This is a genomic window from Psychrobacter halodurans, assembly GCF_017498075.1.
Taxonomy (GTDB): Bacteria; Pseudomonadota; Gammaproteobacteria; order Pseudomonadales; family Moraxellaceae; genus Psychrobacter; species Psychrobacter celer.
Map to the genome: position 1 here is coordinate 142,991 of NZ_JAGBKN010000004.1, position 12,028 is coordinate 155,018.

Annotated in this window: 8 protein-coding genes and 1 tRNA gene; 4 read left to right on the forward strand and 5 right to left on the reverse strand. The window is 49.6% G+C overall.

Going from position 1 to position 12,028, the window contains the following annotated elements; all coding sequences use genetic code 11:
• Nucleotides 1–28 precede the first annotated feature (28 nt).
• Nucleotides 29–2,026 carry a transketolase gene (tkt, locus tag J3491_RS03325; RefSeq protein WP_207969200.1) on the forward strand — a complete coding sequence of 666 codons (1,998 nt, stop codon included), beginning with the start codon at nt 29–31 and terminating at the stop codon, nt 2,024–2,026.
• A 124-nt stretch (nt 2,027–2,150) separates the two neighbouring features.
• On the opposite strand, the gene J3491_RS03330 is transcribed toward tkt, so the two are convergent.
• From J3491_RS03330 to exaC, 4 genes are all read right to left on the reverse strand, one after another.
• The gene (locus tag J3491_RS03330; RefSeq protein WP_207969201.1) at nt 2,151–3,779 is read right to left on the reverse strand and encodes a GMC family oxidoreductase; all 1,629 of its coding nucleotides are present in this window, start codon (nt 3,777–3,779) and stop codon (nt 2,151–2,153) included.
• A gap of 194 nt (nt 3,780–3,973) precedes the next feature.
• Nucleotides 3,974–4,303 carry a DUF779 domain-containing protein gene (locus tag J3491_RS03335; RefSeq protein ID WP_243456069.1) on the reverse strand — a complete coding sequence of 110 codons (330 nt, stop codon included), beginning with the start codon at nt 4,301–4,303 and terminating at the stop codon, nt 3,974–3,976.
• A gap of 230 nt (nt 4,304–4,533) precedes the next feature.
• Nucleotides 4,534–5,562, reverse strand: coding sequence for an alcohol dehydrogenase AdhP (adhP, locus tag J3491_RS03340; protein WP_207969202.1), 1,029 nt, complete (start codon nt 5,560–5,562; stop codon nt 4,534–4,536).
• A gap of 97 nt (nt 5,563–5,659) precedes the next feature.
• Nucleotides 5,660–7,186: an acetaldehyde dehydrogenase ExaC gene (gene exaC / locus J3491_RS03345; RefSeq protein WP_075100603.1), complete on the reverse strand. Its 1,527-nt coding sequence runs from the start codon at nt 7,184–7,186 to the stop codon at nt 5,660–5,662.
• Between the two features lie 284 nt (nt 7,187–7,470).
• Here exaC and J3491_RS03350 point away from each other — a divergent pair, with 284 nt between their 5' ends.
• From J3491_RS03350 to J3491_RS03360, 3 genes are all read left to right on the forward strand, one after another.
• Complete coding sequence (locus J3491_RS03350; protein ID WP_207969203.1) at nt 7,471–9,384, forward strand: AAA family ATPase; 1,914 nt, start codon at nt 7,471–7,473, stop codon at nt 9,382–9,384.
• Between the two features lie 68 nt (nt 9,385–9,452).
• The gene (locus J3491_RS03355) at nt 9,453–10,598 is read left to right on the forward strand and encodes a type I glyceraldehyde-3-phosphate dehydrogenase (RefSeq protein WP_207969204.1); all 1,146 of its coding nucleotides are present in this window, start codon (nt 9,453–9,455) and stop codon (nt 10,596–10,598) included.
• A gap of 92 nt (nt 10,599–10,690) precedes the next feature.
• Nucleotides 10,691–10,781: transfer RNA gene (locus J3491_RS03360), tRNA-Ser, on the forward strand.
• A 160-nt stretch (nt 10,782–10,941) separates the two neighbouring features.
• Here J3491_RS03360 and J3491_RS03365 read toward each other — a convergent pair.
• Nucleotides 10,942–11,676: a hypothetical protein gene (locus J3491_RS03365; protein WP_207969205.1), complete on the reverse strand. Its 735-nt coding sequence runs from the start codon at nt 11,674–11,676 to the stop codon at nt 10,942–10,944.
• Nucleotides 11,677–12,028 lie beyond the last annotated feature (352 nt).

A 12,028-nucleotide genomic window follows, 5' to 3' on the forward strand; every position in this document is an offset into this window, starting at 1 on the left:
ATTTCTGATTCGAATATTAGGACACTCTATGCCAGCTCCAATTAGCGAACGTAAACTAGCCAATGCCATCCGTGTACTGTCGTTTGATGCGGTTCAAAAAGCCAACTCAGGGCACCCGGGCGCGCCGATGGGCATGGCCGATATTGCCGAGGTTTTGTGGCGTAAATTTTTAAAGCACAACCCTGCCGATCCTAACTGGCACAACCGCGACCGTTTTGTTTTATCAAATGGTCATGGCTCGATGCTGATTTATGCATTGCTACATTTGACTGGTTATGACGTCAGTGTCGATGACCTAAAAGGCTTCCGTCAGCTGCATTCAAAAACCCCAGGTCATCCTGAGTATGGCTATACCCCTGGTGTTGAGACGACCACAGGCCCACTCGGCCAAGGTATCGCCAATGCCGTTGGTTTTGCGATTGCCGAAAAAACCCTTGCCGCCCAGTTTAACCGTGACGGCCATAACATCGTCGATCATCATACCTATGCGTTTTTGGGTGATGGCTGCTTGATGGAAGGCATCAGCCACGAAGTGTGCTCGCTCGCAGGCACGCTAGGGCTTGGCAAGCTGGTCTTCTTCTATGATGACAATGGCATCTCAATCGACGGTAATGTCGAGGGCTGGTTTACCGACGATACCAAAGGACGCTTTGAGTCTTATGGCTGGCAAGTCATCACCGTCGACGGTCATGATGCAAACGCGATCACCACGGCCACCGAGCAGGCCATTAACGAAACGGCAAAGCCAAGCTTGATCATCTGTAAAACCACCATCGGTGCTGGTAGTCCGAACAAGCAAGGTCTAGCGGCTAGCCATGGTGCGCCACTTGGTGATGACGAGATCGCCTTGACTCGTGATGCGCTGTCTTGGAAACATGCCCCATTTGAGCTAGACGATGAAATCTATGAAGCGTGGGATGCCAAAGCCAAAGGCGATGTGCAGCAAAAGAACTGGGATGCTGACTTTGCAGCGTACAAAAAAGCCTACCCAGAACTGGCAGACGAGCTATTACGCCGCCTAAATGGCGAATTGCCAGCTGATTTTGCTAGCCAAGCAAGAGACTATATTCAGCAAACCCAAGAGGCAGGCGGTGATGTCGCCAGTCGTAAAGCCAGTCAAAATGCGATTAATACCTTGCAACCATTATTGCCAGAATTATTAGGCGGTTCAGCGGATCTAGCAGGCTCGAACCTAACGCTGTTTAAAGACGCAAAGGGGATTGAGACCGACAGCGACGGCAACTATATCTACTACGGCGTGCGTGAGTTCGGTATGACTGCGATTGCCAATGGTATCGCATTGCATGGCGGCTTTATCCCTTACGTGGCGACCTTCCTGATGTTTATGGAATACGCGCGTAACGCCGTACGTATGGGCGCATTGATGAAGCAGCGCATCATCCACGTCTACACGCATGACTCTATCGGTCTAGGTGAAGATGGCCCAACGCATCAGCCCGTTGAGCAATTGACTAGCCTACGCACCACGCCGAATCTACGCACATGGCGTCCTTGCGATGCGACCGAATCGGCGACGGCTTGGGTAGAAGCGATTAAGTCAGCAAACAATCCATCTGCCTTGATCTTTAGCCGTCAGAGCTTGCCACATCAAGCGCGTGATAGCGAGCAAGTAGCGAACATCACCAAAGGCGGTTACGTACTAGCAAAAGAGCAAGGCGAGCTAAAAGCAATCATCATCGCCACAGGTTCAGAAGTTGGCTTGGCTATGGAAGCGTATGAAACGTTGAGCGAAAATGGTGTTGGCGTGCGTGTGGTCTCTATGCCATGTGCCGAGATTTTCATGGAGCAAGAAGCCAGCTACCGTGACACTGTATTGCCTGCCACTATCCGCGCTCGCGTAGCGGTAGAAGCTGCCCATGTAGATTACTGGTACAAGTTCGTTGGCCTAGATGGCAAAGTCATCGGTATGACCACTTATGGCGAGTCAGCACCAGCCAGCGACTTGTATAAAGAGTTTGGTATTACCACTGACGCTGTGGTTGAAGCGGTAAATAGTTTGCTCTGATTAATCAGAGCTTAGACTGAGTTTTTGAGTCCAAAAAAGAGCTGCTAGAGTAATCTGGTGGCTCTTTTTTTGGTAAATTGATCGGTCGATTTTTTATAGACGTTGAAACTTTGAGGATATTGTACTAAGCGCTATGATGCTCAGCCTTAATCATATCAGCGACTTTTTCCGCTATCATAATCGTTGGCGCATTGGTATTGGCGCTAATTAGTGTCGGCATGATAGAGGCGTCGACGACTCGTAATCCGCTGACACCGCGTACTTTTAATGCCAAATCCACGACTGAGTCGTCATCTGCGCCCATGCGGCAAGTACCGACAGGATGGTAGATGGTGTCTGACTTGTTGCGGATAAAGCCAAGCATGCCGTCTTTTTTGATATAAGGCGCAGGGTAGTCCTCTGTGATGTAGGTGGCCATGGGTGCCTCTTGCATAATGGCGCGAGTGCGCTCGGCGCCAGCCACCATATACTCTACGTCTTTGGGGTGCGACAGATAATTGGGGTCGATCAGAACGGCATCAGCAGGGTCGGCCGATGCCAGCCGGACAGTCCCTCGGCTTTCAGGGCGCAAGTAGCAAGTATGGCACGAAACCGCAAATCCACGTTTGAGATCGCGGCCATGCTCGATGACGCGCGAGATGACGAAGTGCAGTTGGATGTTGGGCCATTGTTTTGGGGCATCACCGACACTGAAGAAAGCGCCTGCTTCTGCGTAGTTGGTGGACAGTAGGCCGGTGCCGTCTTTGCGCCATTGCCGAATGCTCTTGGCCAAGGTTGATAGCGTCGCCATACCAATACCGATGACGTCGGTGGTATTGACCTCATAATCAAACACCACGTCTAGATGGTCTTGTAAGTTACCGCCGACCTCGGGCGCATTCACGATTACCTCAATCCCGTGGGACTGTAGATGCTCGGCAGGGCCGATACCTGAGAGCATCAGGACTTTGGGTGAGCCAAAAGCACCGCTTGATAAAATCACTTCATGACGTGCCATGACGGTATGCTCGACGCCGTCTTTTTCATAAGCGACGCCAACGGCTTTTTTGTCTTCAAAAATAACGCGGTTGGCTTGAGCATGGGTAATGACAGTGAGGTTTGGCCGGCGTTGTACTGGATGCAGGTAAGCGGCGGCGGCAGAGCAGCGCTGACCTTGCTTTTCACCATGAAAATGCGTGACTTGATATAAGCCTGCGCCGTCTTGTTTTTTGCCATTAAAGTCTGGGTTGTGATCTAAACCATTGGCGATGGCCGCTTTTACAAAGGCTTTGGAAATATCGCGCGGACTGAGCAAGTCACTGACGTGCAAAGGCCCGCTATCGCCATGTAGCGCATCTGCGCCGTGGATGTTGTTTTCAGCTTTGATAAAGTAGGGGAGGACATCGTCAAACCCCCAGCCTGTACAGCCTTGCTCAACCCAGCGCTCATAATCAAGCGCACTGCCGCGCGTATAAATCATGGCATTGATGGCGGATGAGCCGCCCAAACACTGACCACGCGGCTGAAAACCTTTACGATTATTAAGGTGCTCTTGTGGGGTGGTGTGAAAGCACCAGTTATTGAGTTTTAGCGGCTTGCCTGGCACCATGAGGATAAGTCCAGCTGGTACCCGAACCGCAAGGTCTTTGCCTGCGCCGCCGTATTCTAACAAGCAGACACGGATGTCTGGGTTTTCTGTCAGGCGGCTGGCAAGCACACAGCCTGCAGAGCCGCCACCGACGATGACGTAGTCAAAAATTGCATCAGATTCCATACGATATTTCCTTAGCTTCCATGCTAATTGAGCTGGGTGTGATGACCCAGACGATACAGACGTCAATCAGTATAGACCCAAAGTCATAGCGATGTTAAATGGTTTTTATCCGCAGATAGGTTTTTGATAGTCAGCTTTTAGACTGTAGCAATATGACAGAGGCAATGATGGTGTGTAGCATCGACAACTGCCAGCTATACCTTGCACACCTCAGAGCGCACGATAAAGCGCTTGCCCTCGGGTATCTCCAGCGAAAAACTGGCGCCGCGACCATCGACCACATCGATGATAAGATCGGTGTGTTGCCATAGCTGATACTGGGCTTTGCCCATATAAAAAGGACATCCTGCCAGCTGGCCGACCAAAACATCTTGGCCGCCCACGACAAACTCGCCTAGTGGATAACACATGGGTGAGCTGCCATCGCAGCAGCCACCAGACTGATGAAACATCAGCTCGCCATGCTTGGATTTTAGTAAGTCGATCAGTGCTTTACAAGATGGGGTAGCAGTGACTTTCATCATGATGTCCTTATCATTTGTGGTGTGTCTTGACTGAATAAACTGGGTAAAGTGTTTAAATATCTGTATAAAATCAGAGGTATATAAAAAGTCGTACCCTCTTCATTCACACCAAAGATAGCATGTGAGTGAAAACGATACGACTAAGAGGGCTAAATAAAATACAACAAGCCAGTGCTGCGCTAAAAGAGAACCAGCCTAAAGCATCACAGTCCCATCACACCGTCATGAGCCTACATGCTATAGTCAATGACGATGCGACCTTCGATTTTGCCATCACGCATCCGCGCAAAGATATCATTGATATTTTCAAGTGGCTCAGCCGCGACGGTAGCCTTGACTTTGCCTGCCGCTGCCATGTCTAGCGACTCTTGTAAGTCTAGGCGCGTACCGACGATCGAGCCGCGAATGGTAATGCCATTTAACACGGTATCAAAGATAGAGACAGGGAAGTCGCCCGTTGGTAAGCCGTTACACACTAAGGTGCCGCCGCGGCGGAGCATGCTTAGCGCTTGGTCAAAGGCTTTGGCCGATACTGCTGTCACAAGGGCGCCATGAGCGCCTCCGATCTGCTCTTGGAGATACTCACCAGGATCGGTATCTTTGGCATTGACGATGACTTTGGCGCCCAGTTTTTTGGCAAATTCAAGCTTCTCATCGTCGATATCGACCGCCGCGACATTAAGGCCCATGGCAATGGCGTACTGAACGGCCATGTGTCCAAGTCCGCCGATACCTGAGATCACCACCCAGTCGCCAGGCTTGGTATCCGTCATTTTAAGACCCTTATAGACGGTGACACCTGCGCACAGCACCGGGGCAATCTCGATAGAGTCGACGCCCTCAGGGATGATGCCGACATAGTTGGCATCGGCCAAGACATACTCGGCAAAACTGCCATTTACTGAGTAGCCGGAGTTTTCTTGCTGCTCGCATAGCGTTTCCCAGCCGCCTAGGCAATGCGTACAGTGACCACAGGCAGAGTAGAGCCAAGGCACACCGACGCGGTCACCCTCTTTGACATGGTGGACGTTGTCGCCGACAGCTGTGATCAATCCGACGCCTTCATGGCCTGGGATAAATGGCGGATTTGGTTTGACAGGCCAGTCACCTTCGACAGCGTGTAAGTCAGTATGACAGACGCCAGAAGCTTGCATTTTTACCACAATTTGACCGGCACCTGGGGTTGGGATATCCACTTTTTCAATCTGCAAGGGTTGTCCGAACTCATGTAGTACGGCCGCTTTCATTTTATTACTCACGTTGCATTCTCCTTATCGCGGATGGTGAGTTGATAGACATCATATCTACCAACTCATTACTTTATGGCGGCTACCATAAAGTGCGTGACAGACAGGCTTAAAAGAAGCCCATCTTTTTGGGACTATAAGAGACCAGCATGTTTTTGGTTTGCTGATAATGATCGAGCATCATTAGATGGTTTTCGCGGCCGATACCTGATTGCTTGTAGCCACCGAAGGCTGCGTGTGATGGATAAATGTGATAGCAGTTGGTCCAGACGCGGCCCGCTTGAATACCACGGCCAAAGCGATACGCCTTATGTACACTACGAGTCCAGACGCCAGCGCCTAGGCCGTATAAGGTATCGTTGGCGATTTTCATGGCTTCGTCATCGTCTTTAAACTTTGTGACGGCAAGCACAGGGCCAAAGATTTCTTCTTGGAACACGCGCATGTCATTGGTGCCCTCAAAGATGGTTGGCTGCACATAATGACCATCGCCCAGCGCGCCATCATGTTTGGCTTGTTCGCCGCCGACCAATACTTTCGCGCCTTCTTGTTTACCGATATCCAGATAAGAGAGGATTTTTTCTAATTGGTCTGAGCTGGCTTGCGCGCCAATCATGGTATCAGTATCTAGCGGGTTGCCCATCTTGATGGCCTTGACGCGCTCGATACAGCGTTTCATAAATTCATCATAGATACTCTCATGTACCAGTGCGCGTGACGGACACGTACAGACCTCACCTTGGTTGAGGGCAAACATGACCAAACCTTCGACCGCTTTGTCCAAGAAGTCATCGTCTTCATCCATCACATCGGCAAAGAAGATGTTGGGGCTTTTGCCGCCCAGCTCTAGCGTCACAGGAATGATATTTTCACTGGCGTACTGCATGATAAGGCGGCCGGTTGTGGTCTCACCAGTAAAGGCAACTTTGTTGATGCGCGGGTTAGAGGCCAGTGGTTTACCAGCTTCAACGCCAAAGCCATTGACGATGTTTAGCACGCCCTTTGGCAAAATGTCAGCGATACCGATGGTTTCTAGCATAAATAGCACGGACGCTGGCGTTTGCTCAGCAGGCTTCATGACGATACAGTTACCAGCGGCGAGGGCGGGGGCGATTTTCCACACCGCCATCAGGATAGGAAAGTTCCACGGGATGATTTGTCCGACCACGCCTAGTGGCTCATGGAAGTGATAAGCAACGGTGTCTTCATCGATCTGGCTGATGCCGCCTTCTTGGGCGCGAATGGCACTGGCAAAGTAGCGAAACTGATCGATAGCTAGCGGGATATCCGCCATCAAAGTCTCACGCACAGGCTTACCGTTTTCGTAGCATTCGGCGATAGCAATGGCTTCGAGGTTGGCTTCCATCTTGTCTGCGATTTTGAGGAGCAAGTTGGCGCGTTCAGCGACACTGGTTTTACCCCAAGCGTCTTTGGCAGCATGCGCAGCATCGAGTGCTTTTTCTATATCGGCTTCTTTTGAACGTGCCACTTGGCAGATGATTTTGCCATCGATGGGGCTTGGGTTGTCAAAGTATTCACCATCGATGGGGGCGACCCACTCACCATTGATGAAGTTGTCGTATTTTTTGCGGAATTGGACGGGACTGTTTTCAGTATTGGGATAAGCGTATAACATGAACGACTCCTTGTTGGGTATTATGATGATTGAAACATAAATATTTGGCCTTCCTGACCAAGCTATGACTCTATCGTACTGAGCTTTGGCGTTGAGAGATAATGACTTTTTATAATGATATATTTCGTATCATATAACTTTATGTTATGCGGTTAGCGCCTGCTAAAGTGCTTTGTAAAGTGAGTGCAGCTGTTATAATTAAATGGCAGTGCCGCACACTTGGTTGCGATGCCATGCGGTGTTTTTACTTCCTATTTTCTTTTATTACTTATTGGTTTGGATATATGCGTCAATCTTCTGCTCTTAATATTTTAAAAACAGGTCAAAACGTTTTTTTGACTGGATCGGCAGGGTCGGGTAAGACTTATACTCTTAACCAATATATTGATTATTTGCGCGCGCGCCGTGTGCCAGTGGCGGTCACGGCCAGTACAGGCATTGCAGCGACGCACATGAGCGGCACCACCATTCACAGCTGGTCAGGAATAGGCATCAAAGATGAGCTGACGGAGCGCGATTTGAGCAATCTATCGCGCAAGCAGTTTTTGGCAGATCGCCTAAAAGAAACAGCGGTACTTATCATCGATGAGATATCGATGCTGCATGCCAAGCAGCTAAACTTAGTCAATCAAGTGCTCAAACACGTGCGCAAAAATGACAGTGCCTTTGGTGGTATCCAAGTGGTCGTTGCCGGCGACTTTTTTCAGCTGCCACCGATTGGCAGTCGCGGCGAGAGTAACCGCGAAAAGTTCGCTTTTATGTCTGAGGCATGGCTCGATGCCAAGTTTCATATTTGCTATCTGTCTGAGCAGCATCGTCAAGTGAGCGAGGCGGCCAATGGCGGACTGGATTTGGATGACATTCTCAACCAAATTCGCCGTCAGGAAGTCACCTTTGAGGCGATTGCGGCACTAGAGGCGACCTATGATCAAGACGTCGATATCAAGCGCACCCGACTGTATACTCACAATCTCAACGTCAATAAAATCAATGACAAAGAGCTGGCCGCCCTAGATGGCGAGATGATGCGTTTTGAGGCGACGTCGACGGGCGATAGTAAGCTGGTCGACACTCTCAAAAAGACCGTGCGTACCCAAGATGAGCTGACGCTCAAAGTCGGCGCTAAGGTGATGTTTATTAAAAACAACACCGAGCTTGGCGTCTCGAATGGCACCATGGGGGAGCTGGTTGGCTTTGCCGCTGTCAAGATAGACGATGGTAAGGGCAATAGCGAAGCCTTAATTGAAGAAGTCGATGCAGACGATGACGCAGAGACGGCCAAAAAGACAGATACGTCAGACAAGCAGACGGCAAAAACCAAAAAGCCCACCACGCAAAAAATGCCTGTGGTGCGGCTAAACTCAGGTCGTGAGGTCGTCGCTGAGACAGAAGAGTGGATCATCGAAGATGAGACAGGGGAGGTGCTGGCAAGCTACAGCCAAGTACCGCTTTGTCTGGCTTGGGCAATTACCATTCACAAGTCGCAAGGTATGACCCTAGAGGCCGCAGAGATTGATCTGTCGCGCACTTTTGAGCTGGGTCAAGGCTATGTGGCGCTCTCACGCCTCAAGTCGTTAGCAGGGCTGCAGCTACTTGGCATGAATGAGATGAGTCTGCAGTTAGACCCCCTAGCACGCGGGGCGGACAAGCGGTTTTTGGCGCTCTCCGAAGAGGCGGATGCCAACTATGCCATGCTCAATGAAGAGAGTCTGACACAGTCGCATGACAAGTTTATCTTAAAATCGGGCGGTACGCTGAATCAATCAGTGATTGATGCCTACGCGGCGCTACAAAAAAAGCGCCGTGAGCAGCAGCAGGCAAAGATTGACAAAAAACAAAAACGCCGCAACCAGGTCGCTGATAAGTCCCAAAGCACCTTGCTGGCAACCAAAACGCTCCTCGAAGAGAGTTTGTCTATCGCTGAGATATCACAAGCGCGGCAGCTGTCGCAATCTACCATCATGCGCCATATTGCAGAGTTAAAAGCGCAGGACCCAAGCTTGGCCTGTGACCATCTGCGCCCAGACGATGAGGTGATGACGGCAGTAGGTACCGCTTATATCGCGATCAAAGTCGCCAACAATCCCAATGACTTTAATGATGATGGCAGTGTTAAGCTGCGCCCAATCTTTGAGCATCTCAAGCAGCGTATCGATTACAACACCATTCGTCTGGCCTTGATTTTTATTACCCCATAGGGCTGGGCGATGATGTGATATCGTCTCAGTGATTTGCCGTTTTTTTATCTTTATAGCGATATGTCTTTATGCCTGATTTTTCTAGTGCCACTTATCAACTGACCTCTGATCCAGCCGTCGCCGCGATGCCTTATACAGGCGAGCATACTCAGCCATTACGAGTGGCGATTAATGGCTTTGGCCGTATCGGGCGTAATGTACTGCGCGCCTTATTAGAGCGTTTTGAGGTCTTGGGTCGTGCGATTCATGTGGTGGCAATTAATGATTTGGCACCTGCTGATATTTTATTGCATTTATTAAAGTTTGATAGTGCGCATGGCCGCTTAAGTCAGCTGGGCGTGGCAGCTGAGCTGGTGGTAGCCAGTAAGGATGAGAATAAAACCCAGCTGTGCCTGACCAAAAACAGCCTGACTTATTGTATCAATATGCTCTCAGAGCCAGATCCCAAGAGCCTGCCATGGCAAGCGCTAGGAGTCGATGTGGTATTGGAGTGTACGGGGCACTTTCGCTCTTATGAGCAGGCGCATCTGCATATTGAGGCAGGCGCGCAGCAGGTCATCATTGGTGCAGCGCCTTTCGATGATGTCGATGCCTGTATCGTGATGGGCGTCAACAGCGATACCTTGACGCGGGCGTTACCGATTATCTCGAGCGTCTCATGTACCACCCAAGCGCTGGTACCGCTGATCGATACCCTTGATAAGGCTTTTGGCGTCACCTCCGCGATGATGACAGAGATTCATGCAGTCACCGCTGACCAGACTGTGCTCGATCAAGCGCACCGAGATCCAAGACGCGCCCGTGCCTCAGGTCATAACATCATACCTACGACCTCGAGCAGTATCGCTGCGACCGAGCGTGTCTTACCGGCGATGGTCGGCAAGGTCAATGGTCACTCTATCCGTGTGCCCACCATCACCGTTGCAGCGATCGATGTGACCTTTGTCTTTGACACCCAGCCTGTCAGCATTGCGGCGATTCGTGAAGTACTGACAGCCGCCAGCGACGTTCATTTGCGTGATATTATGGCCTATACCGATGAGCCACTAGTATCCAGCGACTTTATCCATCAGACCGAGTCGCTTATCATTGATGGTCAGCAGCTGATGCAGGTCGGTACGCAGTACAAGGTTTTTGCTTGGTATGACAACGAGTGGGGCTATGCCAATAGACTGCTTGATATGTGTTTGCATTTGGCCTCCAGCGGTCATTAAATTCGTGATTTATGCTCATCGATAAATTAATTTAATTTTTTTAGATTATCTGCTTGCATTATGAAATGATATCTATATAATGATGCACCAATGGAGACGTGGCAGAGCGGTTGAATGCACCGGTCTTGAAAACCGGCAAGGGTTCATAGCCCTTCGAGAGTTCGAATCTCTCCGTCTCCGCCAAATTCGAAAAGCCCCAATCAGCAATGATTGGGGCTTTTTTTATGGGCGTGTATCAGCGCGCTTTATCACTTAAATAATGACAAGAGAGTGCTTGTTACTTTTTAGCCAGTCTCTTACCTGCGTATTCATTTATATACCCAGGCGCGTACCTAGTGACGTTTTATTTGATTAAAGACTCATCAAACTCAACGTGTTGACCATCTGCTAGTGTCAACATCCCTTCGCTAATCTCAATAGTCATGTCTCTGGTGTTTCTGATAGCGCGCATGACATTGATGTCCTCAATGCTACTCTCGATGATAATTTTGCCAGACTGCTCAGGTTTGATAGCAGGCTCAAACACAGTCAACGGAACATTAAAACGCTTGCCTTGGGTCAAAGCGATGTCTTTCATCACCAATGTACCCTTAAAGCTATCGATGGCGACTTCACCGTGGTTGGATAGCATAAATTGGAGCTTTACTTGGTTTAAACTGTCGCTATCACTGCTTTTGACTGGCAAGAGCGCCACAGGGTAGTGTTGCGCATTGGCTGTGGCCGCTTGCTGACTTTTTATGATGGGGCTTTTTTTGCCCGTGGGATTATTGGGATGCAAGCGCTCATATTCACGCTGCTGTATCAAGGCTTGTTTGATCGTAATGCGCGGCATCGCACCAGACTCATAGGCACCGCTGAGTTTCATGCGCAGCATATAGCGACTGAGTAGTTGCTGATCGGTCTTAGGTAGTTGCTCAAAAGTATCACCGAGTTTTTTTTGCCACTGATCAGAGTTGGTCGGAATGGTTTTTTTGCTAGGATCTGCCTGCGGCTGTGAGCACGCAGAGATAGCAGGCAGAAATGCCAATGCCATCGTCAACAATAATGCTTGGTTAAAACGCGGATATAAACCTCCCATCGTACACCTCCGTGTCAATTTGTTTTGCACCAACGACAGTGATTGTCATCGGCTTTTGTTATGAGTAGGGCTGGTTTTAATATAGCTGGTTTTTTTGGGTGTTGTGTTGGATTATGGCTAAAGACTGTGTGCGGGCGACAACCATCATTTGGCGCACAAAAAAGACTGAGCGCCATGAATGGGCAAGCTCAGTCTTTTGGTACGCAGCCTATCTTAGTTCATCATTAAGAAAGCGGTTTTTTATACTGTCGCTTATGTATAGTCAGTCTTTTATAAATAAGATACAATGCTTTTAAAATAAAGAGAAAGATATAATCATTATGACTTACTCAGCAGACTTTCGAACGCAAGT